Raw genomic sequence first — 25,114 nt, 5'->3', positions numbered from 1 at the left:
CGAAAAGGGGAGGCGGGGCTGCGCACGCGAATTTTCGAACAGCAGACAGCAATCTAAGACACCAATAAATTTCGAGGAGATTTCGATGCCGGATGCTGCATCAATGGATACCCGTGCGGCTAGTCGCCTTGTTATCCGAGAACGAAAGTCGGTTCGGCGTACTGTACTTGGGACGTTGCTGGGCATGCTGGCTCTTTTTGTAGGCACCGCCGAAGCAGGCGATGCGCAGTTTCCGAGCACCATGCCTGCAGTCGTTGAAAGCGACGCGGCCTCGAGCGCGCAGCAAGCTTCGCAACAGCCGCTCATTCGCCGCAGGCTGGAGTCGACCACGTCAAAGTTGTTAAGGGCCACAGCCACTTCGGCTGACCGGGAATTTGCTCCACAGCCGAACAGTATCAGAGCGTTAATGCCCCCGTTCGCCCCAGCCGAAGCAGGCACTCATGACGAACGAGTGGGCCGCGAACTCCCGGTGGGAATTAACGGCAATGGCACGATCGAAACACTCCCGAAACTCAACCTGGAGCGCACGCACGCTCCTTCGGAAGAAATTCATCTGCAAAACTTCGATCCACCTAAGGAAGGACTGCTGCGCAGTTTCGGCGTCACCGCTGCGAACGGTGTTGTAACGAACAACGCCCCGCCTGGACCTGCGTCGGTCGAGGAGTTGGCCCGCGCGTTGCGCTATGACCCGGACCTGATTTACCAGTATGTTCGGAACAACATTGAGATCGATCCGGTACGGGGCATACACAAAGGCGCACTCGGTGCGGTGATCGATAACTACGGTAGCGCGTTCGACCAGTCTCGATTGATGGTATGGCTGCTGCTCCTGTCCGGGTACGAAGCACGGTTTGTCAAAGGCACGATCAAGCTCAGTGCACAACAGTTCGCGGGTTGGTATGGGTTGCCTACCACCAACCTGTGCGCAGTCTTGAATCTGATGGACCAAACTCAAATCCCGGTCCACAGCGTGAGCCCTCCGCGCGAGGGGAATTGCCCGGGGTCGAGCGTCGCGATGACCAGCATCTCGATCGAGCATATGTGGGTGAAAGCTAATATTGGTGGCACCTGGTTTACGTTCGATCCTAGCTATAAGCCGCACACAATGAAGCCTGGTGTAGACCTGAACGTGGCGGCCCAATATAATGCAGCCCGCTTTCTGGGCGGTGTAACTGGAGAGGGCTGGACGCCCGGTCCCGGATTGCCCAACCCTTTCATAGGCACGCCTGATGTCGCTGGAATAGTAGACTCCCTCAGCATGACGAGCGGCGGTATAAACGTTCTCGCGGGGAATCTCGCTCAATGGATCCGGGTAAACAAGCCGGCCGCTACTCTCAGTGACGTCATCGGCGGCAAGTCGATTATCCCAGACTTCTCCGGTAGACTCAGGCAGATCAGCAACCCATTGCTTGACGCAAGTTGGCCGACCGAAGAGTTAGTTGATGTTCCGATCGGCCTCAAGCCGACAGTGCGCGTGCTTTATCAAGGCATCGATCAGAGATTTACCTCGGATGCCATCTACGGCAAGCTTTTGACGATCACGTATAACGCGTCGCACCAGCCAGTTCTCAAACTTGACGGACAAACAATAGGCGCGGCGGGGAGCCCCGTCGCGCCGGGGGCGGACAGTGTCGTTCGTTTCGGGGTGTCGCACAACGCATATGGCAGCGACCGATCCGACCACGCGTTCGAGCAGCACATCCGGGGTGGTGGCACCTACTTGATCGTCAACGGCTGGGGCAGAACCGGCCGTGGGCTTTCGCAAAACTATCTTAAAAATCTGGAAAACGTCCGCGCGGCGGGTAATCCCGACAACAGCGAAGCTGTGCTGGGTGCGAGCCTTGGTGTATTGGGAGCGCAGTGGCTAGCGCAGACAAACGCCAGCGCCTCGATCACTGAGAGACTTGCGAATGCGCACATGGTTCAGCAGCATCAAGTCGGCATCGCCGGTTTCTACCAGGGCGCCTACGTTGATCTGCCCAGCAACATGATGTCGATCACCCAGATGGACGGCAACGGCACTCTGGAGAACGCAGTCTTCGATAGCAATGCGATGCATATGTCGATACTTGAGTCAACGGTGGTTGCGCAGACCTCGGGAGTGTCTGCGGTATCTACCATTAAGTTGCTCGCCGCTGCGATAAAGCAGGGAGTGAGAATTTACGATAGTGGCGGCGGCCATTATGCGACTGTGATTAAGCCAGAACTTCGCGGCTGTGAGGCCCATCTCAGCAACTTCCAAGATTATGTGGACCAGGGCAATCGGTTGTTGATTCCGCGTGATTGCAAGATGACCAACGGCAGTTGGAACGGCATTGGATATTTCGTCCTTGGCGATGGCTACCCGCGGGCGCTTGGTTCGATTATCAGCGGGGGATTTTCCGGCGGTTTTCCTACGGAGGCAAGTTCTGCTATTACCTACAACAATGCTGCAAGCAAGCTAAAGTCACCGGAAAGCCAAGTCAATTTCGGTGGCTTAGACAAGGTACGTGGCGACCCGATCGATATGGTGCTTGGGAATTTCCTATACGAGCATCAGGACGTCAGAACCGGGTACGGCGATGGGCCTGACAGGCTGAACTTCCAACGCCTTTACAGCAGCGGGATGAAGAATCAGAGCGGGCCTCTCGGCAAAGGCTGGACCCACAATTACGACATTCGCCTGCGCACCGGATCCGATGGCTTTCTTGGGCTGGGCGACCGACTCGCGCTTGACGCAGTCGCGGCGATTGTTGAACACAAGGTGTCGCTCGACGCGCTAAACGATCCGCATCCTTCTGCGCAAAAGTATCTGGTTGCGGTGGTGGCTCAAGATTGGCTCGGCGATCAGTTGATCAACAATACCCGGACTGCGAGTTTCGGCATGAACAGCGAGGTGTTCGTGCGGTTGCCTGACGGGAGGTTCAGTCCGCCGCCCGGCAAGCCTGTTTCGCTGAGTATTATTGGCAATACCGCCAAGTATACGACCCTTGGCGGCGGGTACTACACGTTTAATCTCGACAAGGTAAGCTCATACATTCACCCGGATAGGCGACAAATAAGCTTTACTTGGAGCGGCGACCTGCTAACGCGCGTGGACAACAGTGTCGGACGGAGCTTGACGCTCGCTTACGCGAATAACCGTTTGCAAAGCGTCAGTAGTCCGCAGCAGACGGTTCGCTACGCGTACGACGGCAATGACAATCTCGTTAGCGAGACCGATCCAGATGGGTTCACAACTCGCTTCGAGTACGGCCAGCCGGGACGGATGACGAAATTCTATCAACCTGGGTTCCCGAATACCGCGGTCGTCAGTAATACCTATGACACGCTAGGCCGGGTGCAGACGCAGACGAGCGCCGCGGGTAACCGATACGACTACTATTTCGCGGGTTCTCGGAGTGAGGAAGTGGGTCCTGGGGGATCTAGCCATGCAAATTACTTTGACGGCGAGGGTAATTTGCTGCAGATCGGCGATTCTATGGGTAACTGGACAATTAAAGACTATGACGGTCAGAACCGGCTCGTCCGCGAAACACGTCCTGAGAAGAATCGAATCGAATATACCTATCTCGATCAGGGATGCTTCCTTGTCCCATGTGAACATAATATTCGGACGATATCTCAGTTTCCCCGGCCCGGCACTAACGATCCGGTGCTGACTCAGCGCTTTACCTATGAAATGCAGACGGGCAATCTCGCTACTTCAGAAGACGGCAGGGGAAAGATATCCACGCGTGTGTATTCAGACAAGTTGCTGATCCGCACGACGCAGCCCGTGGTGGACGGCGTCACACCCGCCACTGACATCAGCTATGAATCCGTCCCGGCGGTAGGCAACGACAAACCGGCTTTCTACCGACCCGTACGCGTGGTCGAAAAAATCGACGGCACGAGGAGCACGACGACGAAGATAAGTTAGCTGCTCCAGACGCCGCCGATATCGAATTCGAGGCTCCTTCGTCAGGCCGTTTATTCCGTGCGGCTGACTTCTCCTGATTTACTTCCTTAATCGGTCGGCAGCGCGGCTAAACGGCTGATTCTTTTCTGCATTTCGGTTGATCCGCCCATCCCGGTACTCCCCATACAGGTAGCTCCACTACTACCCTAACTCACTGTTTTATATCAGTTTTTTCTTGAATGACTAGCGCAATGCGCTATCCTGCGTGGCATAATCATCAAACCAAAAAACACCCCCGCAGTCACAACACCTGAAAAGACCATGGCCCAGACCCTGTACGACAAGTTGTGGAACTCGCATGTGATCCACACCGAGGAAGACGGTACGTCAATCCTCTACATCGACCGTCATTTGCTCCACGAAGTGACCAGCCCGCAAGCGTTCGAGGGTCTGAAACTGGCCGAACGGCCGGTGTGGCGGATCAGTGCGAACCTGGCGGTGTCGGATCACAACGTGCCGACGACCGACCGTTCGCACGGCATCGCGGACCCCATCTCGAAGCTGCAGGTGGACACGCTCGATAACAACTGCGACGCCTACGGCATCACGCAGTTCAAGATGAACGACCTGCGCCAGGGCATTGTGCACATCATCGGGCCGGAACAGGGCGCCACGCTGCCGGGCATGACCATCGTTTGCGGCGACTCGCATACCTCCACCCACGGCGCGTTCGGCGCGCTGGCGCATGGCATTGGCACGTCGGAAGTCGAGCACGTCCTCGCCACGCAGACCCTGCTGCAAAAGAAGAGCAAGAACTTGCTCGTCAAGGTCGAAGGACCGCTGCCGCGCGGCTGCACCGCGAAGGACATCGTGCTGGCCATCATCGGCAAGATTGGTACGGCGGGCGGCAATGGCTACGCCATCGAATTTGGCGGCTCGACCATCCGGGCGTTGTCCATGGAAGGCCGCATGACGGTCTGCAACATGGCTATCGAAGCGGGTGCCCGGGCCGGGATGGTGGCGGTCGATGACACCACCATCAACTACCTGAAAGATCGTCCGTACTCGCCGCATGGCGCGGAATTCGAGCAGGCAGCCACCTATTGGCGCACCTTCACGTCCGATCCCGGCGCGAAGTTTGACCGCGTGGTGGAGCTGAACGCCGCTGAAATCGTGCCCCAAGTGACGTGGGGCACGTCGCCGGAAATGGTGACGTCCATTGACGGCCGCGTGCCGGATCCCGAACGCGAAAAGGACCCAATCAAGCGCGATGCCATCGAACGCGCGCTGAAGTACATGGCGCTCGAACCCAACACACCCATGCAGTCGATCAAGCCGGACAAGATTTTCATCGGCTCGTGCACGAATGCTCGGATCGAAGACTTGCGGGCTGCCGCGTATGTGGTGAAGACGCTGGGCCGCCGCGTGGCGTCGAACATCCGGCTGGCCATGGTCGTGCCGGGTTCCGGTCTCGTGAAGGCGCAGGCGGAACGCGAAGGGCTCGACAAAGTGTTCCTCGACGCAGGCTTCCAGTGGCGCGAACCCGGCTGCTCGATGTGCCTCGCCATGAACGCCGACCGGCTGGAGCCGGGCGAGCGCTGCGCCTCCACGTCGAACCGGAACTTCGAAGGGCGTCAGGGCGCAGGCGGCCGTACGCACCTGGTAAGCCCGGCGATGGCAGCGGCTGCTGCTATCGAAGGTCATTTCGTCGATATCCGCGAACTGACATGAAGCGCGTCCTTATTGTGCTGGGGTTCATCGCTGTCGTTGCCGGCGTCGCGGGCTGCAATACGGTCCACGGCTTTGGCGAGGATCTGCATCACCTCGGCAACTCGATCAGCAACGCGGCCGACAAGTAAGCGGCTCCAAAAAACGGTCAAGCTAACCAAACCGCAAACCGGTAAAGCATCATGGAAAAATTCATCGTACATAGCGGGCTCGTCGCGCCGCTCGATCGCGACAATGTCGACACGGACGCGATCATCCCGAAGCAGTTTCTGAAGTCGATCAAGCGCACGGGTTTCGGCCCGAACGCGTTCGACGAATGGCGTTATCTCGATGTCGGTCAGCCGGGCCAGGACAACTCGAACCGGCCGCTGAATCCGGATTTCGTGCTGAACCAGCCGCGCTACCAGGGCGCGTCAATCCTGCTGACGCGCAAGAATTTCGGCTGCGGCAGCTCGCGCGAGCACGCACCGTGGGCGCTGGACCAGTACGGTTTCCGCGCGATCATCGCGCCAAGCTTTGCGGACATCTTCTATAACAACTGCTTCAAGAACGGCCTGCTGCCGATCGTCCTGACCGAAAGCCAGGTCGACAAGCTGTTCAACGAAACCTACGCGTTCAACGGCTTCAAGCTGACGGTCGATCTGGAGCGCCAGCTCGTGCTGACCGGCGACGGCACGGCATACCCGTTCGAAGTGCCGGGCTTCCGCAAATTCTGCCTGCTGAACGGATTCGACGACATCGCGCTCACGCTGCGTCACGCCGACAAGATCCGTCAGTTCGAAAACGAGCGTCTCACGAAGCAGCCGTGGCTGAATAACCGCCTCGTCGGCTAAATGCGAAGAAGTACGTGTAAGTACGAACAGGCTCGGATTAACAAGAAAAGGAAGGAAACACCATGAAGATTGCAGTGCTGCCCGGCGATGGAATCGGTCCGGAGATCATCAAGGAAGCCGTCAAGGTCCTGAACGCGCTCGACGAAAAGTTCGAGCTCGAAGAAGCGCCGGTCGGCGGCGCGGGCTACGAGGCGAGCGGATATCCGCTGCCGGAAGCGACGCTCGCACTAGCGAAAGCATCGGATGCAATCCTGTTCGGCGCCGTGGGCGACTGGAAATACGATTCGCTCGAACGTGCGCTGCGTCCGGAGCAGGCCATCCTGGGTCTGCGCAAGCACCTGCAATTGTTTGCGAACTTCCGTCCGGCCATTTGTTATCCGCAACTGACGGCAGCTTCGTCGCTGAAGCCGGAGATTGTGGCGGGGCTGGATATCCTGATCATTCGTGAACTGAACGGCGATATCTATTTCGGCCAGCCGCGCGGCGTGCGTTCATCGCCGGATGGCTTGTTCGAAGGCGCGAAGGAAGGCTTCGACACCATGCGTTATTCGGAGCCGGAAGTGCGCCGGATTGCGCACGTGGCGTTTCAGGCTGCGCAAAAGCGCGCGAAGAAGCTGACGAGCGTCGATAAAGCCAACGTGCTGGAGACATCGCAATTCTGGCGCGACGTGATGATCGATGTATCGAAGGAATATCCGGACGTCGAGTTGTCGCACATGTACGTGGACAACGCGGCCATGCAATTGGTGAAGGCGCCGAAGGCGTTCGACGTGGTGGTGACCGGCAACATGTTCGGCGACATTCTCTCCGACGAAGCCGCCATGCTGACGGGTTCCATCGGCATGTTGCCGTCCGCCTCGCTCGATAAAAACAACAAGGGTCTGTACGAGCCGTCGCATGGTTCGGCGCCGGATATCGCGGGCAAGGGCGTGGCGAATCCGCTGGCGACGATCCTCTCGGCCGCCATGATGCTGCGATATTCGCTCGGCAAGGCCGACCAGGCCGACCGGATCGAAACGGCGGTGAAGAAGGTGCTCGCGCAGGGCCTGCGTACTGGCGATATCGCGACGCCGGACGGCCGTACCGTCGGCACGAAGGAAATGGGCGACGCGGTGATCGCGGCGCTTTAAATCCGGCAACGGGCTTTTTCATCGGACGAGTCGGTCGCACGTGCCGGCGAAAAATTCCGGTGGAAAAGCCTCTCGCGGCGGACGTCTTTGCCGGATGCCGCCGATCGCGATATTTCATCTCGATTCGTCGCTTTTACCGCACGAACCACGTCAAAACGGCGCGAAACACTCACGCGCAGGGACGAATATGCGGGTTATCGTGTAGACTCTTTTGTTATGGCGAAGATCTCTTCAATCTCTCTGGACTCGATTTCATGCGGCGGTTTTAGCTCAGGCGCCCGCACGGCTCGTCTCGCCATTACGCTTTTGAACACGCTTGCCGGTACGGTTGCGCTGTCCAAACGCATTACGAAAACCATTTCCCTCAAAACGATCACGTTCCGCTGATCGCCTGTCGTGCCCGCCCATCTTCCCCGCGCGGTCACGCCGGCGGAGGGTCTGGCCCAAGCGGGGAAGTGTCCACAAAAAAGGTTAGTCATGAACGTAGGTCTCGTTGGTTGGCGCGGCATGGTCGGCAGCGTCCTGATGCAACGCATGCAGCAGGAAGGCGATTTCGACCTGATCGAACCGGTGTTTTTCAGCACCAGCAATGCGGGCGGCAATGCGCCGTCGTTCGCGAAAAACGAGACGAAACTCAAGGATGCGACAAGCATCGACGACCTGAAAAAGTGCGACGTCATCATTACGTGCCAGGGTGGCGATTACACCAACGAGGTGTTCCCGAAACTGCGCGCGGCCGGCTGGAAGGGTTACTGGATTGATGCGGCTTCCTCGCTGCGCATGAAGGACGACGCAGTCATCATCCTCGACCCGGTGAACCTGAACGTCATCAAGGACTCGCTGGTCAAGGGCGGCCGGAATTTCATCGGCGGGAACTGCACGGTCAGCCTGATGCTGATGGCGCTGGGCGGCTTGTTCAACCAGAACCTGGTCGAATGGACGACTGCCATGACGTATCAGGCGGCTTCCGGCGCGGGCGCGCAGAACATGCGCGAACTGCTGCAGCAAATGGGCGTGCTCTACGGCGCGGCCAAGGAAGATCTGGCGGACCCGTCGTCGGCTATTCTGGATATCGACAAGCGCGTGCAGGCGGCCCTGTCCGGCGAGCGTATGCCGGTCGATAACTTCGGCGTGCCGCTGGCCGGCTCGCTGATTCCGTGGATCGACAAGGATCTCGGCAACGGCATGTCGAAGGAAGAGTGGAAGGGCGGCGCGGAAACCAACAAGATTCTCGGATTGCCCGCCATGGGCGAACCGGGTTCGGTTCCTGTGGACGGTCTGTGCGTGCGGATTGGCGCAATGCGCTGCCACTCGCAGGCGCTGACCATCAAGCTCAGGAAGGACGTGCCGCTGGACGAATTGCACGGCATCCTGGCGTCGGCGAATGATTGGGTGAAGGTTGTCCCGAACGAACGCGAAGCGTCAATGCGCGATTTGTCGCCGGCAGTGGTCACGGGTTCGCTGACGGTGCCGGTCGGCCGCTTGCGCAAGCTGGCCATGGGCGGCGGATACCTCTCGGCATTCACGGTCGGCGACCAGTTGCTGTGGGGCGCGGCAGAACCGCTGCGCCGGATGCTGCGCATCCTGCTGGACAAGTAAAGTAAACTACGCGCCACGACGCGCAGTAGTTCAACGAAGCGTCGCGCTTGCGCGGCGCTTTGTCGTTTTGCGGCCCGTTTTCGATGTCACCCCGTTTTGTTGGTTTCTTGTTCGCTGTCCACTCGCCTGGAGTATCAATGATCGTTCGTCCGAGTCGGCCGCTTCATTCACAGCCTCGCTTCCTCAGCCGCTCGCGGCACGCAGCGCTGGTCGCGGCAAGCGTCGCGAGTGTGTTGCTCGGGACGTTCGTTTCCTCCGAGGCCATCGCCCAGGCCAGCAGCGCGTCAGCCGCTTCAGTCGCTTCGGAGGCCTCGGCGCCGGCGGCCGCGTCGGCGGCGGCCACCACCGTTACGCAGTACAGCGTGAAACCGGGGCAATCACTCAGCGACATCGCCTCCCAGATAACCGGCTCGAATGACCGCGCCACGCGCGAAAAGATGGCGCGCGCGCTCTTCGACGCGAATCCCAACGCGTTCATGGGTCATGACCCAAGCCGCTTGAAACTCGGATCGGTTTTGAACGTACCGGTGGTCGAGGGCCTGGGGGTGGCTGGTGCTGCGTCCGGGACTTCTGCGCCTGTGGCGGCATCGTCGCCGGCGGTCGAAGCTAGCGGTTCCGTGGGGGCGGCGGCGCCGGCCGAGGGGGCATCGAATGCTGTAGGTGCGGCGAGCGCAGCCGCGACGGCGACGAGTGGCGCGGTTGCTACGGTTGCGCCGAACGCATCGAGCGAGGCGTTGCCGACATCGGAAGCTCAGCCTGCAGCGAGTGCGAGCGAGGCTGTAAGCGCGAGCGAAGTGGTGCCCGCATCGGCAGCAGCGCCCGCGTTGAGCGCACCTGCGGCAACTGTCGCACCGGTAAGCGCGCCGTCAGCGACGGGTTCTACGGCCATGTCTCTGAATGGGCCGATTGGCTGGCTCGTCGGGGCTGTCGTGGTGATCGGCTTGCTGCTGCTGGTAATGCGCAGTGGCAAGAGACGCCGCGCCGCAAGCGCCGCGGCTGTGGTGACCACCGACGAACGAGTGCAGCAAGAACCGCCGACGGCATCAAAGCAGCCTGAGACAGCCGTTGTACCTCCTCACGATGAATCGGCGAACCAGGCGCAAGCGCCCACGGGCGCTGCCGATCTCGACGGTGCATCGGTTCAGCGGGGTCAAAGCGAGCTGAACGTGGTGGCCGCGAGCATGGAAAACTACGATGCTGCGCAGTCGTTCGATACCCCGACCGAAGACAAGCCGTTTCCTCCGGCCAAGAGCAATCCAATAGACGATGATGCCGACGGCGCGCGAGTCACGCTGGGCGAGAATCGTGCGCAGGACGCGGCTGGTCCGGTCCTCCGTGACGCGGGCGCCAAACGCGCGCCGTTCATGCCCGATGCGCCCGCAGCGCTTCATCGCGATTTCACGCCGCCGCGTCCGGGTGCGATCGAGGCGGCATTGGCGGCGGAGCGGGCTGCGGCGGGTCGCGCCGAGGCGTTGCGCATAGAAATGGAAGCTCGGGAACACGAGCTTCGTGAGGCGGCGGCGTTGGAACAAGCGACGCGCGAGGCCGTGGCGCAGGAAGCCGCGGCGCGTGAGCTTGAGGCGCAAGAGGTTGCTGCGCGTGAAGCGGAAGCGCGCGAGGCGGAAGCTCGTGAAGCAGAAGCTCGTGAAGCAGAAGCTCGTGAAGCAGAAGCTCGTGAAGCAGAAGCTCGTGAAGCAGAAGCCCGGGAAGCAGAAGCTCGAGAAGCAGAAGCCCGAGAAGCAGCGGCGCACGCCGCCAGCGCGCACGAAAGCGGAGAGCAAGCTGCATCGACCGAGTCGGTTACCGACGAATCAGCGGTCAACCAGCAAAACGACACGGAAGAGTCGTCCGCCTACGACGACGAACCGTCGCCAGCTTCCCGTTTCCCACAGCCCAAATTCCCGCAAGAGGCTATCGAAGCCTTGAGCGCGCTCGATTTCGGCCTGCCGCCGCGTCAGGAAGCGCCTCACATAGCGTCCGAAGCCCACGTCCAGCCGCTGGCTCCCGTTGCCCCGGCTGTAACCGCCGCGCAAAACGAAGCTCCCCTGGCCCCCGCGCCCGCCACGCCGCAACCGATTGCCGACCCGGCCGTCTTCGATCGCCAGAACGAGCAGCGCAGCCACCCCGAACCGACTGCACCCCCGCCATCCGCGAGCGAGGAAATTGAATCCGGCACGGCGGGCGCGGCATCGGTGGCAGGCCTTGGCGCATCGCGTTTCGGTCCCTTGAGCCTCGACTTCGACTACAACTCGCCCGCGAGCCAGACCGCGCCGCTGCCGGCCTTCACGCCCGAGCAGATCTCGACCATAGCCCGCAACAAGCTCGAACTGGCCGTCGAATACATTGAACTCGGCGATTTATCCGGCGCGCGCACGTTGCTGCAGGAAGTGATCGAATCGAACGATCCGGCCACGCGCCAATCCGCCGCCGCGCTGTTATCGACATTGGCGCCGCTGTCCTGAGATGCCTGTGAAACGCATTGCATTAGGCATCCAGTACGACGGTTCGGCGTTCAGCGGCTGGCAGACTCAATCGGACGTGCCGACGGTGCAGGACGTCCTCGAACGCGCGTTGGGGAAATTCACGCAGACGCGCGTGCAGACGGTTGTGGCAGGGCGTACGGACACCGGCGTGCATGCGCTCGGCCAGGTCGTGCATTTCGATACCGAACTCGAGCGCACCGACTTCGCCTGGGTGCGCGGCACGAACGCATTCTTGCCGCAGAGCGTCGCGGTCCAGTGGGCGCGTTCGATGCCCGACGACTTCCATGCCCGTTTCGGCGCTTATGAGCGCACCTATTACTACGCGCTGTACGTCCACCCGGTCCGCTCGCCGATGATCACCGGCCACGCCGGCTGGTGCTACGCGCCGCTCGATGCCAATGCAATGCGCGAAGCCGCTGCCTGCCTGATCGGCAAGCACGATTTCACCGCGTTCCGCTCGTCCGAATGCCAGGCGAAGACGCCGGTGAAATACCTGCATCAGATCGATATTGTCGAACAGGGCGATTTCATCCACTTTCGCTTCCGGGCGAACGCGTTTTTGCACCACATGGTGCGCAACCTGATGGGGTGTTTCGTCGCGATTGGCCGCGGCAAGCATCCTGCGTCGTGGATGGCGGAATTACTGGAAGCGCGCGACCGCAAACGCGCGGCGCCCACGTTCATGCCCGACGGCCTGTATTTGGCTGAGGTCGGCTATCCTGAGGACTTTGCAGTTCCCGCGCCGCGATTGGGGAGCTACCCCTGGAGCGCGGTCTGGAAGGACAACAAAAACGAGACAAGGCATGAGTGACGGTATGAACAGCGATTTGCGCCGGACGAGAATCAAGCTGTGCGGTTTGTCGAAGACGGAAGATGTCGATACTGCTGTTGCACTCGGCGCGGACGCCGTGGGTTTTGTGTTCTATCCGCCAAGTCCCCGTTCGGTCAGCGTGGGGCAGGCAGTTGAGCTGGCGGAGCACGTGCCGCCGCTCGTCTCGGCGGTCGGTTTGTTCGTCAACGCCACGCCGGAATGGATTCGCGAGGTGACGTCGAACGTGCGCTTGTCCCTGCTGCAATTCCACGGCGATGAAACCCCGGCGCAGTGCGCGGCGCTCGCTGAAGTGGCCGGCTTGCCGTGGTGGCGCGCTGTGCGGGTAGGGCCTGATGCCACTGCACGCGATTTGGTAGAATCATCTCTTAATTATTCAGCAGCCAGCGGTTTGCTCCTCGACACCCTCGTCGACGGCTACGGTGGCGGTGGAAAGGTATTCGATTGGTCACTTATCCCAGCAGATCTCGGGCATCGGGCCGTTTTGAGTGGTGGGTTGAACGCGCAAAACGTCCTTGACGCCATCCGGCGCGTGCGCCCTTACGCAGTCGATGTCTCCAGCGGCATCGAAGTAGCGGGGGCGAAGGGCGTGAAAGATCACGCCCGAATGGCGGCGTTTGTACGCGCGGTGCGCGAAGCAGACGCTGGATGATTAACGTGGGCAAGCGCAACGCTTCCACGTATCGAGAGAGTGACACATGTACAACTTACCAGACGATCGGGGTCATTTCGGCCCATATGGCGGCACATTCGTATCTGAAACGCTCATTCACGCACTCGATGAACTCCGCGACGCCTACGCGGAATGCAGCAAGGATCCGGCGTTTATCGCGGAATATGAATACGAGCTGAAGCACTACGTCGGCCGTCCGTCGCCGATCTATCACGCAAAGCGCTGGAGCGACATGCTCGGCGGCGCGCAAATCTTCCTCAAGCGCGAAGACCTGAACCATACCGGCGCGCACAAAGTTAATAACGTGATTGGCCAGGCACTGCTCGCGCGCAGGATGGGCAAGCCGCGCGTGATCGCGGAAACCGGCGCGGGACAGCACGGCGTTGCCACGGCGACCATTGCCGCGCGTTTCGGCATGGAATGCGTGGTCTACATGGGCTCGGAAGACGTGCGGCGCCAGGCGGCGAACGTGTACCGCATGAAGCTGCTCGGCGCGACCGTCGTGCCGGTCGAATCCGGCTCCAAGACGCTGAAAGACGCGCTCAACGAAGCCATGCGCGACTGGGTGACGAACGTGGAGAACACGTTCTACATCATCGGCACGGTGGCGGGGCCGCATCCTTATCCCATGATGGTTCGCGACTTCCAGCGCGTGATCGGCGATGAATGCAAGGTCCAGATGCCCGAAATGACCGGGCGTCAGCCGGATGCAGTGATTGCGTGCGTGGGCGGCGGATCGAATGCGATGGGCATCTTTTATCCGTATATCGAAAATAAGGATGTGAAGCTGATCGGCGTGGAAGCGGCCGGCGATGGCATCAGCACCGGGCGTCACGCGGCGTCGCTGATCGGCGGAAGCCCGGGTGTTCTGCATGGCAACCGTACGTATCTGCTGCAAGACGAAAACGGCCAGATCATCGAGACGCATTCGGTGTCGGCCGGGCTGGATTATCCCGGCGTCGGCCCGGAACACGCGTGGCTGAAGGATGCGGGCCGTGCCGAGTACGTGGGTATCACCGACGAAGAAGCGCTGAAGGGTTTCCACGATTGCTGCCGGATCGAAGGGATCATTCCCGCGCTGGAATCGAGCCACGCACTCGCGTACGCCGCGAAGCTCGCGCCCACATTGCCCAAGGACAAGCTGCTGCTGGTCAATCTGTCGGGCCGTGGCGACAAGGACATGCATACGGTCGCCGAGCGCACCGGCATCACGCTCTGAGCCCGCAACCGATGCGCGATGAAATCGATCATGCAAGTGCGCACGGCGCCGCCGCTGGAGATGTCCACGGCGACGTAGAGCGCGGCATCCACTTGCATCACCGCGATTTCTTGACCGATGCAGCGAACCTCCCGGACGGCTCGATCGATTTGATCGTGGCCGATCCGCCGTACGGCCTGGGCAAGGATTACGGCAACGACTCGGACATGCGTTCGGGCGATGCCTTCCTCGACTGGACCTACGGCTGGCTTGAACTGGCCATTCCGAAGCTCAAGCCAAGCGGTTCGCTTTACATTTTTTGCACGTGGCAATATGCGCCGGAGATCTTCGTGTTCCTCAAGCGCCGCCTCACCATGGTCAACGAGATCGTGTGGGACCGGCGCGTGCCGAGCATGGGGGGGACGGTACGCAGATATACGTCAGTGCACGACAACATCGGTTATTTCGCGGTATCGAAGGATTATTTCTTCGATCTCGATCCCATCCGCATTCCCTACGACGCAGTGACGAAGAAAGCGCGTTCGCGCAAATTGTTCGAAGGCAGCAAGTGGCTGGAGCTGGGTTACAACCCGAAAGACGTATGGTCGGTGTCGCGGCTGCACAGGCAACACGCCGAGCGTGTCGACCATCCGACGCAAAAGCCGCTTGAGATTGTCGAGCGCATGGTGCTGGCGAGTTGTCCGCGCGGTGGGCGCGTGCTTGATCCGTTCATGGGCAGCGGCACGACCGCGGTTGCCTGTGCGCGTCATGGGCGCGAGTTCATTGGCTACGAGATCAACGCCGACTATCACGCGATTGCCGAAAAGCGGGTCGCGGAGACCCGCTCCGTCGGGGTCCGGGTCGAACCAAAGGCCGAAACCACGGACGCTGCCGTTGATCAGGCGAACGCCGCTTAAAAATCTGCCAAGTCGCTGCTAAAAAACGCTAAAAGGCGCGGATTTCGCGCAAAGAGATTAACTCATGTCCCGAATCAAAAGCACATTTGCGGCGTTGGCCGAGCAGGGCAAGAAAGGTCTGATCCCGTTCATCACGGCCGGCGATCCGAACCCCGAACAAACCGTTGAATTCATGCACGCGCTCGCCAAGGGCGGAGCGGACGTCATCGAACTGGGCGTGCCGTTTTCCGACCCAATGGCCGATGGTCCCGTGATCCAGCGCTCGTCCGAGCGCGCGCTGACGAAGGGCGTCTCGCTGAAACACGTGCTCGCCGACGTAAAGCGCTTCCGCGAGACTAACACCACCACGCCGGTGGTCCTGATGGGCTATGCGAATCCGATCGAACGGATGGGCACCGAAATCTTCGCCAAAGCGGCGAAGGACGCGGGCGTGGATGGCGTCCTGGTCGTCGATTACCCGCCGGAAGAGTCGGTCGAATTCAGCGAATCAATGCGCACCGCAGGCATCGACCCGATCTTCCTGCTCGCCCCAACCTCGACCGATGAACGCATTGCGGCGGTCGGCAAAGTGGCGAGCGGGTATGTCTATTACGTGTCGCTGAAAGGCGTGACCGGTTCGGCAAATCTGGACGTGGCCAGCATCGCGAGTAAAATCCCGGCCATCAAGGCGCATGTCGCGTTGCCGGTGGGGGTGGGTTTCGGTATCCGCGACGCCGCGTCGGCCAAGCTGGTGGCCGATGTGTCGGATGCCGTGGTGATTGGCAGCCGTCTCGTGCAATTGCTCGAAGAAGCGCCGCCGGAGAAGGCGGCGCAGATGCTGACGAGCTTTATCGCCGACATTCGCTCTGCGCTCGATTCTGCAAAATAACCCGTTATTGCGGCCCGGAGGGTTCAAACCTCGGCAAACGGGCCGCAAAACACGCGAAAACAGGAAGGACATACGATGAGCTGGCTCGACAAACTGTTACCGCCGAAGATCAAGCAAACCGATCCGAAAAGCCGCAAGGGGATTCCGGAAGGGCTGTGGATCAAGTGCCCCTCGTGCGAAGCGGTGCTGTACCGCAATGACGTCGAGGCGAATCTGCATGTCTGCCCGAAATGCAGCCATCACATGCGGATCGGCGCGCGCGAACGGCTAGACGGGTTGCTCGACCCGGAAGGCCGTTACGAAATCGGCCAGGAAATCCTGCCGGTCGATGCCCTCAAGTTCAAGGACAGCCGCAAGTACCCGGACCGCCTGAAAGAGGCGATGGAAGATACGGACGAAACCGACGCCATGGTTGTCATGGGCGGCGCGATCCACACTATTCCCGTCGTGACCGCATGCTTCGAGTTCTCGTTCATGGGCGGCTCGATGGGTTCGGTAGTCGGCGAACGTTTTGCCCGCGGCGCGCGTAACGCGCTGGAGCAGCGCACACCGTTCATCTGCTTCACGGCGTCGGGCGGCGCGCGGATGCAGGAAAGCCTGCTGTCGCTGATGCAGATGGCCAAGACCACGGCCATGCTCACGAAGCTGGCTGAAGCCAAGCTGCCGTTCATCTCCGTTCTCACCGATCCGACCATGGGCGGCGTGTCCGCCAGTTTCGCGTTCCTGGGCGACGTGGTGATTGCTGAACCGAAGGCGCTGATTGGCTTTGCGGGGCCGCGCGTGATCGAACAAACGGTGCGCGAGAAGCTGCCGGAAGGGTTCCAGCGTTCGGAATTCCTGATCCAGAAGGGCGCGATCGACATGATTGTGGATCGCCGCAAGATGCGCGAAGAAATTGCGCGCCTGATTGCATTGCTGACGCTGCAACCGGCCGATGCGGTCGCCTGAGGCACGGTTTTCAAGCGCCTGTTGCGCGTCGACCGCTGAGAGCGCGTCGAGCCGCAGGCGTTAAACGATGACGGCCCAGGCGCCGCGCGCGAACCCGCCCAGGGTCGTGCGCGGCGTTTTTGTTTGGGCGCTTCGCTTCTTTCACTATTTTGCGGGCTTTGGCCGGCGAGCACGATCACTTCATGGCGACTTCATCGACCTCCTCATCGTTCACTTTCCCCACCCTGGACGCGTGGCTTACCCACCTGGAATCGGCGCATCCGGTCGGCATCGACATGGGTTTGACGCGCATCAGCAAAGTGCGCGACGCGCTTGGGCTGAAGTTCACGTGCCCCGTGATTACGGTCGGCGGGACGAACGGCAAGGGTTCGACCTGCGCGATCATCGAAACCATCCTGGTGCGTGCGGGGTATCGCGTGGGCTGTCATACGTCGCCGCACTTGCTCGACTTCAATGAGCGCGCGCGGCTAAACGGCGTCGACGCCACGGACGACGAGTTGCTCGAGCATTTCGAAGCCGTCGAGCAGGCGCGCGTGAGCCTGGCCGAGCCGGTCACGCTGACGTACTTCGAATTCACCACGCTGGCGATCATGCGGCTGTTCGCAACGCGTGACCTGGACGCCGTGATTCTCGAAGTAGGGTTGGGCGGACGTCTGGACGCCGTCAATATCATCGATACCGATTGCGCGATCGTCACCAGTATCGATATTGACCATACGGAATATCTGGGCGACACGCGCGAGAAAATCGGCTTCGAGAAAGCGGGCATTTTCCGCCCGGATACGCCCGCCATTTGCGGCGATCCTTCGCCGCCGCAGTCGTTGATCGACCATGCAAAGGCGATTGGCGCGGATCTGTGGCTGGTCGGCCGCGATTTCCGCTACGAAGCGCAAAGCGGCAATGAGCGCCAGCAGTGGAGTTACATCGGCCGGACCCAGCGGCGCTCGGCGCTCGCTTACCCGGCTTTGCGGGGCGCGAACCAACTGATCAATACGTCGGCGGCGCTGGCCGCGCTTGAAGCGCTGCGTGAGCGCATTCCGGTGTCCGCGCAGGACATTCGCCTGGGACTAGCGAACGTCGAGTTGCCGGGGCGTTTCCAGGTCGTGCCGGGCAAGCCGCAAGTGATCCTCGATGTCGCTCACAACCCCCACGCCGCCGCCGTTTTGGCTCAGAATCTGGGCAACATGGGCTTTTTCCCGTACACCTACGCAGTCTTCGGCGCGATGGGCGACAAGGACATTGCCGGTGTCGTCGAGCATCTGAAGGGCGAGATCGACCACTGGAACGTGACTGCCTTGCCGACCCCGCGCGCCGCGTCTTCAGCCATGCTGGAAAGCGTTTTACGCAATGCCGGCGTCAACGACAGTAGTGACAGCAGCGTTACACAATTCAACAATCCGGCCGACGCTTTCCAAGATGCGTTAAAGCGAGCGTCCGAAAATGATAGAATTTTGGTTTTCGGCAGTTTCCATACGGTGGCCGGCGTAATGGCTTACCGTAAATCGCAGCATCATTGAACGGACGGCCGGCCAGCCTCTCGCACAAGCCAACCATGTCCTTTTTCTCGTTCGGCAAGAAAGACGACGCGCCCTCGGGTCGCGAAGCATACTCCGACTCCCCGCGCGGCTCGCGTCAGACCGTGCGTACCGAACGCCGGACGCGCCGCAGCGACCGTCCTGAAACCGACGCAATGATGCTCGACCCCACCCTGCCCGAAAAGCAGCGTGCGCGGCGGCGTCTGGTCGGCGCGCTCGCGCTGGTCGCGGCGGCGGTGATTGTCCTGCCAATGGTGCTGGATTCGCATCCGAAGCCCGTCACCGACGACATCTCGATCGATATCCCGGCACGCCCGGCGGCGCCTTTGCCCAAGACGAGTCACAACAACTCGACGGATGCCGGTGCAATTGATTCGTCAGCGGATACGCAAGCCGGGGTAGCGCCGGATGGTCCCGCAACAGCGGCTCCGGACAATGCAGCGGCGGCGACTTCAAAGTCCGCCTCTGCGGTCAATTCGAAGCAAGCTTCTAAACCCGTACAAGCGCAAGCACAAGCCAAGGCCGCCGCGCCGCAACCTGAAGCGAAGCCGGTGGCCCCGCCGCCCGCGGCAACAGCCGCCAAGCCGCCGGTGGAAGCACCAGCGCAGCAGGCTACTGCAGCCACTCCGAAACCGAACACGCCGTCCTCCCCGGCGGGCAGCCGTTTTGTGGTCCAGATCGGTACCTTCGATGAAGACGCTGCGGCCCAGGGCTGGGTGACCAAGTTGAAGGCGGCGGGAGTGCCCGCATATATCGAACATCGGAAACAGGCTGACGGAAGCACTCGCACGCTGTTGCGTGCCGGACCGTTTGCTGACCGGGCGGCTGCATCGGCGGCGCTGGTCAAGGTGCGGCAAGCCGGACTCGGCGGCGGCAGCAGCAATAACGCGTCGGCGAACTAGTTGTAGATGTTTACGAGTTTCGACTACGCGGTGATGGCCGTGATCGGCCTCTCCGCGCTGCGCGGCATGTGGCGCGGCCTGCTGGCCGAAGTGTTCGGCCTGATCGGCTGGATCGCGGCACTGCTGATTGCAGGCCGGTTTGTCGGTCTGGTCGTGCCTTACATTCCGGCGCACTGGCCGGGCGGGGCGCTGACCCAATGGCTGATTGCATTTTTGCTGATTCTCGCGGGTGTGCTGGTGGTGTCGAGCGTGGCTGGCGCGTTGTTGACGCGCGTGACCGAAGTGGTCGGGCTGCGCGGCATTGACCGGTCGCTTGGACTGTTGTTCGGCCTCGTGAGAGGGGCCATCCTGGTAGTGATCCTGGTCGCCCTCGCGGGCTTGACCGAGCTGCCGCAACACGATTTCTGGCGTAACGCGTTGTTCCGGCCTGCGGCTGAACAAGGCGTGCGAGAACTGAAACCGCTGCTTCCCGATACGCTCGCCGCGTACCTGCGCACACCGCCGGACGGTCCGCAAGATCCGCCCGCCACCCCTGCGCAATGACGTCCTGGCCCGCTACCCGAGAATCCCGCGACGGCTCGGCGCAACACCCTTGCAGTCTGATCACCCCGTCAGGGGCGTCCTGCATTCGTTGCACCGATACGCCTTTTGGACCCGTTTCGACTCTTTGAAGGACCATGCCATGTGCGGCATCGTAGGCGTAGTTTCCCAGACTCCCGTTAACCAGTTGATTTATGACAGCTTGCTGCTCCTGCAGCATCGCGGGCAGGACGCGGCTGGCATTGCAACGGCTGACGGCAATAACTTCCACATGCATAAGGCCAACGGCATGGTGCGCGACGTGTTCCGCACGCGCAACATGCGCAGCCTGCCGGGCAATGTCGGCATTGGCCAGGTGCGTTATCCGACGGCCGGAAATGCATCGAGCGAGGAAGAAGCGCAGCCGTTCTACGTGAACGCGCCGTTCGGCATCATCCTCGCCCACAACGGCAACCTGACGAACTGGCCGCAATTGAAGGAAGAGATGTTCCGGATCGATCGCCGGCACATCAACACCGCGTCGGACACGGAAGTCCTGCTCAACGTATTCGCCCACGAACTGCAGTTGTCCAGCTCCGGCCTGGAACTCGATCCGGCTGCGCTGTTCAAGGCGGTGAGCGGTGTGCATCGGCGAGTGAAGGGTTCGTACGCCATCGTCTCGCTGATCGCGGGTTACGGCCTCGTCGCTTTCCGCGATCCGTTCGGCATCCGTCCGCTGGTCCTCGGCAAGCAGGAAACCGCGACGGGCGTGGAGTGGATGGTGGCGTCGGAATCGGTGGCCGTTGAAGGTATCGGCTTCGAGTTCGTGCGTGACGTGGAGCCGGGCGAAGCCATTTTCATCGATAACGACGGCAATCTGCACAGCCAGCAATGCGCCAAGAACCCGAGCCTTAACCCCTGCATCTTCGAACTCGTGTATCTCGCGCGTCCGGATTCGTGCCTCGACGGCGTGCCGGTCTACAACGCGCGCCTGCGCATGGGCGATTACCTCGCCGAGAAGATCAAGCGCGTTCTGCCGGACGTGCCTATTGACGTGGTCATGCCGATTCCGGATTCATCGCGTCCCGCCGCCATGCAAGTGGCCGCGAAACTGGGCGTGGAGTATCGCGAAGGTTTCTTCAAGAATCGCTATGTTGGCCGCACCTTCATCATGCCGGGCCAGGCTGTGCGCAAGAAGTCGGTGCGCCAGAAACTGAATGCGATGGCGATCGAGTTCAAGGGCAAGAACGTGCTGATCGTCGATGACTCCATCGTGCGCGGCACGACATCGCATGAAATCGTGCAGATGGCGCGCGATGCAGGCGCTGCCAAGGTGATCTTCGCGTCCGCGGCGCCGCCGGTGAAGTTCCCGAACGTGTATGGCATCGACATGCCCACGCGCGGTGAACTGGTCGCGCATGGCCGGTCGGACGAGGAAGTGGCGCGCATGATCGGCGCGGATCATCTGGTGTATCAGGATGTGGCCGATCTGAAGCAGGCCATTCGCGACATCAATCCGGCGCTGCGTGAATTCGATGCATCGTGTTTCGATGGCAACTACATCACCGGCGACATCGACTCGGCTTATCTGGATCGTCTGGAAACGTCGCGTCTTGCACCGCAAGCGCAGTCGGATCGCGACGCCGCGAGTGAGGCAATGGAAGGTGGTGTATCGCGTTCGCAGCTGCACTTGCAGTTGTCGGTGGAGTGACCGGGCAAGGAAACGCGTGATAGGATTGTGTTTGCGTCGATTTGAGATCAGCTTGCGGACGCGGGTTTTGATGAACGGGCTAGTTGTTTAGCCTGAGTCGGAACCCGAAACAGCTAAAGCGAACCGGTGGCGAATCAGGACCACGCACCGGCGACGCTACAGGCTTTTCCGCACCGAGCCCGCTCATGCTGACGCAGAAGCGGGCTTTTTTGCGTCCCGGTTTTCTGGCCGGGCTAATGAATAGATGGGAATGGAAAACACGAACATGGACGAAAACCTCAACTTCGATACGCTCGCCGTTCGCGCCGGAACGCTGCGCAGTGACTTCAACGAGCACTCGGAAGCGATTTTCCTGACATCGAGCTTTGTGTTCGAGAGCGCCGCGCATGCCGCGGAGAGCTTCAAGAACGCCGAAGAGGCTTACACGTACTCGCGCTTTACGAACCCGACGGTCGCGATGTTCCAGAACCGCCTGGCGGCTCTTGAAGGCGGGGAGGCGTGTATGGCGACGGCGTCGGGCATGGCCGCGATCATGTCGGTGGTGATGTGCTCCATGCAGCAGGGCGACCACCTGGTCAGCTCGAAGAGCTTGTTCGGGTCGACGGTGGGCATGTTCTCGCAGATCTTCACGAAGTTCGGCATCACGACCACGTTCGTCGATCCTACCAATCTGGATGAATGGCGAGCCGCCGTGCGTCCCGAGACGAAGATGTTTTTTCTGGAGACGCCGTCGAATCCGCTGACCGAGATTGCGGATATTGAGGCGATCGGGAAGATTTCGAAGGAAGTGGGCGCGTTGTTTGTCGTCGATAACTGCTTCTGTAGCCCGGCTTTGCAGCAGCCGCTGAAGCTTGGTGCGGATGTCGTGATGCACTCGGCCACCAAGTTCCTCGACGGTCAGGGACGCGTGCTGGGCGGCGCGTTGGTCGGGTCGAAGCAGTTCATCATGGAAAAGGTGTTTCCGTTCGTGCGCAGTGCGGGACCGACGTTGTCTGCGTTCAACGCGTGGGTGTTGTTGAAGGGGATGGAAACGCTGTCGTTGCGGGTGGAAAAGCAGTCGGCGAATGCGCTGGAAATCGCGCGATGGCTGGAAACGCATCCGGCAATTGAACGCGTGTTTTATCCAGGGCTCGAGTCACATCCGCAATACGCGATTGCGAAGAAGCAGCAGAAGGCGGGCGGGGCGATCGTGTCGTTCGAGTTGAAGGGTCAGACGCGTGAAGAGCAGCGCGCGAATGCGTGGCGCGTGATAGATGCAACGAAAATTTGTTCGATCACCGGCAATCTTGGAGATACGCGTACGACCATCACCCATCCGTCGACGACAACGCACGGACGGTTGACGCCTGAGGTGCGGGAAGCGTCGGGGATTCGCGAAGGGTTGATCCGGCTGGCGGTGGGACTGGAAAATGCCGGAGATATTCGCGGGGATCTGGAGCGGGGATTGAACGGGTAATTCCGGTTGCGCGGGGCGGGGACCGGGTTTGGGCTTAGCGAACACCCAACCCGGCACTCCCGCCCAGTCGCACCGACGGTCCATTCAAAACCCGTCGGCGCGAACGAACCTTAAACTTCCAGCAATTCCACTTCAAACACCAGCGTCGCATTCGGCGGAATCACGCCACCGGCGCCGCGCACGCCATAACCGAGTTGCGGCGGAATGGTCAGCTTGCGCTTGCCGCCTACCTTCATACCCTGCACACCTTCGTCCCAGCCCTTGATGACCATGCCGCCGCCGAGCACAAAAGCGAACGGATCATTACGGTCGTGACTGGAGTCGAACTTCTGGCCGTCCGTGAGCCAGCCCGTGTAATGCACGCTCACCGACTTGCCGGCAACGGCTTCAGCACCTTCGCCCACCGTCAAATCTTCATACTTGAGCCCTGAGTCGGTCGTCACGATCGCCATGTAACACTCCTTGTGAAAGCCGGCACCGCCGGCTGGATCTAAAACCGGTATTGTAGGGCTTTCGGGTGGCATCGTTACACCCGGCGAAGCGTGCACGCGGTTTGCTGCTCGCTCTGGCCATATCTCCAAAATGGGGAGGAAGGACCGGCCAGCCCCAGGCAGAAAGCCCGGAAGCCATCTTCTATAATGGCCAGTCATCTCGATAACACCGGGCAAGATACTCGCACTCATCAACGCTCAAGGACCTCCTATCGTGACAACGTCTTTTTCCGGCACGGTCGAAACGGGGTGCGTTCCCCGTCCTGAAGCGCCGGTAGCGGGCACGGACGGCGTGCTCGTGCTGGATCTCGCGCAACGCTGTCTGTCAGCCGATACCGTTCTCGCGCATTTGTTCGATCTCGACGCTAATGCGTTGCAAGGCCGTGCTCTCGCCGATACCGCCTTACCCAAACCCCTGATCGCCGTGCTCGCCGAAGCCGCCGACGCCGCCATTGCCGCCGGCAGCGTGCGTCGCGCGCGGGTATCCATTGACGAGGGCGAAGGTGCGCGGTCGAGATCGCGTTCGTTCACCATCCTCGCGTTGCCTGGCGGCACCGGCGGGGCCGACACCGTGTCGCTGATCGTCTCGCCGTATAGCCCTGCAGGATTGGCATCGGCTTCGGCGGAAGGCCAGGCGGCGCAAGCCGATGACCGCACTGCGCATCTGCGCGCGGAAGCGGCGCTGTTCATGCGTGATCATGTGCTCGGCGTTGTATCGCATGATCTGCGCGGTCCGCTGAACGCGATCCATAGCTGGGGTTACGTGCTGGAGCGCAAAGTCGATACCACCGACACCGCCGCCCAACGCGCGCTCGGCGGCATTCGCTCGGGCGTGGAACAGCAAGTGAAGCTGATCGAGCAACTTATCGATACCACCCGCGCCGAGACCAGGACGCTCCCGCTCGACCGCGCGCCGCTCGCGCTGCGGCGCCTGATGGAAGAGAGCGTTCGCCAAGCTCGCGCGAGTCTGGCGAGCGCGCGGCATGTCATGCTGCATGTCGAATCAGCGTTGGTGGAAGAGCAAATCAGCGCCGACGGCGAACGTCTCGCCCAGGCGCTCTGGCTGATGCTTGCGTTCGCCACCGAGGCGAGCGCGGCGGATTCGAAGGTGATGTTGAGCGGCCTCGCGGACGGCGGTGCGTTCAGCGCGGTCGTCACGTTCACCGTATCGCAGAAAGCACTTTTGGATCCCGAACTCCCCCATGTGCTTGAGACATTTGCGCGCACCCAGGCAATGTTGCCTCGGGAAGCCGCGCGAATTGCGTGGGTGCTCGCGCTGTGCAAACGCGTGGCGGAAGCGCACGGCGGTACGTTCGAACACGACGATTTCACCGATGGCGCCCCCGTTGCGCTCAGGTTTCGCGTGCCGTTGAGCGCCGCCTGATTTAACTTTCGATCAACTTGCGCCTCTATA

The 25,114-nt window shown here is 60.9% G+C and carries 21 protein-coding genes; 20 read left to right on the top strand and 1 reads right to left on the bottom strand.

From position 1 onward, the window contains the following. Positions 1-85 precede the first annotated feature (85 nt). The 19 genes from AWB69_RS15995 (at position 86) to AWB69_RS15905 (ending at position 23,209) form a co-directional block, all read left to right on the top strand. Positions 86-3,901: a DUF6531 domain-containing protein gene (locus tag AWB69_RS15995; protein ID WP_082913429.1), complete on the top strand. Its 3,816-nt coding sequence runs from the start codon at positions 86-88 to the stop codon at positions 3,899-3,901. 300 nt (positions 3,902-4,201) lie between these two features. After that, a complete protein-coding gene (gene leuC, locus AWB69_RS15990) occupies positions 4,202-5,611 on the top strand; it encodes a 3-isopropylmalate dehydratase large subunit (protein WP_062086327.1) in 1,410 nt (469 codons plus the stop codon). Continuing rightward, a complete protein-coding gene (locus AWB69_RS15985) occupies positions 5,608-5,739 on the top strand; it encodes an entericidin A/B family lipoprotein (protein ID WP_062086325.1) in 132 nt (43 codons plus the stop codon). The genes leuC and AWB69_RS15985 overlap by 4 nt, the downstream gene beginning before the upstream one ends. A gap of 51 nt (positions 5,740-5,790) precedes the next feature. Further along, positions 5,791-6,441: a 3-isopropylmalate dehydratase small subunit gene (leuD, locus tag AWB69_RS15980; protein WP_062086323.1), complete on the top strand. Its 651-nt coding sequence runs from the start codon at positions 5,791-5,793 to the stop codon at positions 6,439-6,441. 62 nt (positions 6,442-6,503) lie between these two features. After that, positions 6,504-7,571: a 3-isopropylmalate dehydrogenase gene (gene leuB, locus AWB69_RS15975; RefSeq protein ID WP_062086321.1), complete on the top strand. Its 1,068-nt coding sequence runs from the start codon at positions 6,504-6,506 to the stop codon at positions 7,569-7,571. 87 nt (positions 7,572-7,658) lie between these two features. Beyond that, positions 7,659-7,958 carry a hypothetical protein gene (locus tag AWB69_RS47720; protein ID WP_156528864.1) on the top strand — a complete coding sequence of 100 codons (300 nt, stop codon included), beginning with the start codon at positions 7,659-7,661 and terminating at the stop codon, positions 7,956-7,958. Between the two features lie 90 nt (positions 7,959-8,048). After that, positions 8,049-9,170 carry an aspartate-semialdehyde dehydrogenase gene (asd, locus tag AWB69_RS15965; RefSeq protein ID WP_062086317.1) on the top strand — a complete coding sequence of 374 codons (1,122 nt, stop codon included), beginning with the start codon at positions 8,049-8,051 and terminating at the stop codon, positions 9,168-9,170. Positions 9,171-9,307: 137 nt separating this feature from the next. Continuing rightward, on the top strand, positions 9,308-11,632 hold the full coding sequence (locus AWB69_RS15960) for a FimV/HubP family polar landmark protein (RefSeq protein ID WP_062086315.1): 2,325 nt from the start codon (positions 9,308-9,310) through the stop codon (positions 11,630-11,632). A 7-nt stretch (positions 11,633-11,639) separates the two neighbouring features. Next, positions 11,640-12,464, top strand: coding sequence for a tRNA pseudouridine(38-40) synthase TruA (truA, locus tag AWB69_RS15955; RefSeq protein ID WP_231937126.1), 825 nt, complete (start codon positions 11,640-11,642; stop codon positions 12,462-12,464). Further along, on the top strand, positions 12,457-13,134 hold the full coding sequence (locus AWB69_RS15950) for a phosphoribosylanthranilate isomerase (protein WP_062086311.1): 678 nt from the start codon (positions 12,457-12,459) through the stop codon (positions 13,132-13,134). The genes truA and AWB69_RS15950 overlap by 8 nt, the downstream gene beginning before the upstream one ends. Positions 13,135-13,180: 46 nt before the next feature. Further along, entirely contained in the window at positions 13,181-14,374 is a 1,194-nt protein-coding gene (trpB, locus tag AWB69_RS15945; RefSeq protein ID WP_062086309.1) for a tryptophan synthase subunit beta, read from the top strand. Between the two features lie 11 nt (positions 14,375-14,385). Beyond that, complete coding sequence (locus AWB69_RS15940) at positions 14,386-15,270, top strand: DNA-methyltransferase (protein ID WP_062086307.1); 885 nt, start codon at positions 14,386-14,388, stop codon at positions 15,268-15,270. 64 nt (positions 15,271-15,334) lie between these two features. Next, complete coding sequence (gene trpA, locus AWB69_RS15935) at positions 15,335-16,138, top strand: tryptophan synthase subunit alpha (protein ID WP_062086305.1); 804 nt, start codon at positions 15,335-15,337, stop codon at positions 16,136-16,138. A gap of 75 nt (positions 16,139-16,213) precedes the next feature. Beyond that, positions 16,214-17,086 carry an acetyl-CoA carboxylase, carboxyltransferase subunit beta gene (accD, locus tag AWB69_RS15930; protein ID WP_062086303.1) on the top strand — a complete coding sequence of 291 codons (873 nt, stop codon included), beginning with the start codon at positions 16,214-16,216 and terminating at the stop codon, positions 17,084-17,086. Positions 17,087-17,268: 182 nt separating this feature from the next. Beyond that, positions 17,269-18,603, top strand: a complete 1,335-nt coding sequence (gene folC / locus AWB69_RS15925; protein WP_062086301.1) for a bifunctional tetrahydrofolate synthase/dihydrofolate synthase — start codon at positions 17,269-17,271, stop codon at positions 18,601-18,603. 35 nt (positions 18,604-18,638) lie between these two features. After that, on the top strand, positions 18,639-19,523 hold the full coding sequence (locus tag AWB69_RS15920; protein ID WP_062086299.1) for an SPOR domain-containing protein: 885 nt from the start codon (positions 18,639-18,641) through the stop codon (positions 19,521-19,523). A gap of 6 nt (positions 19,524-19,529) precedes the next feature. Beyond that, on the top strand, positions 19,530-20,066 hold the full coding sequence (locus tag AWB69_RS15915; protein ID WP_062086297.1) for a CvpA family protein: 537 nt from the start codon (positions 19,530-19,532) through the stop codon (positions 20,064-20,066). A gap of 139 nt (positions 20,067-20,205) precedes the next feature. Continuing rightward, positions 20,206-21,753 (top strand): amidophosphoribosyltransferase, encoded by a 1,548-nt coding sequence (gene purF / locus AWB69_RS15910; RefSeq protein ID WP_062086295.1) that lies wholly within the window; start codon positions 20,206-20,208, stop codon positions 21,751-21,753. Between the two features lie 265 nt (positions 21,754-22,018). Further along, complete coding sequence (locus tag AWB69_RS15905) at positions 22,019-23,209, top strand: O-succinylhomoserine sulfhydrylase (protein ID WP_062086368.1); 1,191 nt, start codon at positions 22,019-22,021, stop codon at positions 23,207-23,209. Positions 23,210-23,319: 110 nt separating this feature from the next. Here AWB69_RS15905 and AWB69_RS15900 read toward each other — a convergent pair whose 3' ends face one another. Continuing rightward, complete coding sequence (locus AWB69_RS15900; RefSeq protein WP_062086293.1) at positions 23,320-23,661, bottom strand: FKBP-type peptidyl-prolyl cis-trans isomerase; 342 nt, start codon at positions 23,659-23,661, stop codon at positions 23,320-23,322. Positions 23,662-23,914: 253 nt separating this feature from the next. Between AWB69_RS15900 and AWB69_RS15895 the strand changes: the two genes are divergently transcribed. Further along, the gene (locus AWB69_RS15895; RefSeq protein ID WP_331712676.1) at positions 23,915-25,084 is read left to right on the top strand and encodes a sensor histidine kinase; all 1,170 of its coding nucleotides are present in this window, start codon (positions 23,915-23,917) and stop codon (positions 25,082-25,084) included. Positions 25,085-25,114: the final 30 nt, after the last annotated feature.

The organism is Caballeronia udeis, from assembly GCF_001544555.2.
Taxonomy (GTDB): Bacteria; Pseudomonadota; Gammaproteobacteria; order Burkholderiales; family Burkholderiaceae; genus Caballeronia; species Caballeronia udeis.
Note: the sequence above shows the minus strand (reverse complement) of the source record. Positions and strands in the feature narration are given on the sequence as shown.

Bases quoted from the DNA above. Each gene is read 5' to 3' on its own strand.
- AWB69_RS15995 (WP_082913429.1), top strand. From the start codon at position 86: ATGCCGGATGCTGCATCAATGGATACCCGTGCGGCTAGTCGCCTTGTT.
- leuC (WP_062086327.1), top strand. From the start codon at position 4,202: ATGGCCCAGACCCTGTACGACAAGTTGTGGAACTCGCATGTGATCCAC.
- AWB69_RS15985 (WP_062086325.1), top strand. From the start codon at position 5,608: ATGAAGCGCGTCCTTATTGTGCTGGGGTTCATCGCTGTCGTTGCCGGC.
- leuD (WP_062086323.1), top strand. From the start codon at position 5,791: ATGGAAAAATTCATCGTACATAGCGGGCTCGTCGCGCCGCTCGATCGC.
- leuB (WP_062086321.1), top strand. From the start codon at position 6,504: ATGAAGATTGCAGTGCTGCCCGGCGATGGAATCGGTCCGGAGATCATC.
- asd (WP_062086317.1), top strand. From the start codon at position 8,049: ATGAACGTAGGTCTCGTTGGTTGGCGCGGCATGGTCGGCAGCGTCCTG.
- AWB69_RS15960 (WP_062086315.1), top strand. From the start codon at position 9,308: ATGATCGTTCGTCCGAGTCGGCCGCTTCATTCACAGCCTCGCTTCCTC.
- AWB69_RS15950 (WP_062086311.1), top strand. From the start codon at position 12,457: ATGAGTGACGGTATGAACAGCGATTTGCGCCGGACGAGAATCAAGCTG.
- trpB (WP_062086309.1), top strand. From the start codon at position 13,181: ATGTACAACTTACCAGACGATCGGGGTCATTTCGGCCCATATGGCGGC.
- AWB69_RS15940 (WP_062086307.1), top strand. From the start codon at position 14,386: ATGCGCGATGAAATCGATCATGCAAGTGCGCACGGCGCCGCCGCTGGA.
- trpA (WP_062086305.1), top strand. From the start codon at position 15,335: ATGTCCCGAATCAAAAGCACATTTGCGGCGTTGGCCGAGCAGGGCAAG.
- accD (WP_062086303.1), top strand. From the start codon at position 16,214: ATGAGCTGGCTCGACAAACTGTTACCGCCGAAGATCAAGCAAACCGAT.
- folC (WP_062086301.1), top strand. From the start codon at position 17,269: ATGGCGACTTCATCGACCTCCTCATCGTTCACTTTCCCCACCCTGGAC.
- AWB69_RS15920 (WP_062086299.1), top strand. From the start codon at position 18,639: ATGTCCTTTTTCTCGTTCGGCAAGAAAGACGACGCGCCCTCGGGTCGC.
- AWB69_RS15915 (WP_062086297.1), top strand. From the start codon at position 19,530: ATGTTTACGAGTTTCGACTACGCGGTGATGGCCGTGATCGGCCTCTCC.
- purF (WP_062086295.1), top strand. From the start codon at position 20,206: ATGTGCGGCATCGTAGGCGTAGTTTCCCAGACTCCCGTTAACCAGTTG.
- AWB69_RS15905 (WP_062086368.1), top strand. From the start codon at position 22,019: ATGGACGAAAACCTCAACTTCGATACGCTCGCCGTTCGCGCCGGAACG.
- AWB69_RS15900 (WP_062086293.1), bottom strand. From the start codon at position 23,661: ATGGCGATCGTGACGACCGACTCAGGGCTCAAGTATGAAGATTTGACG.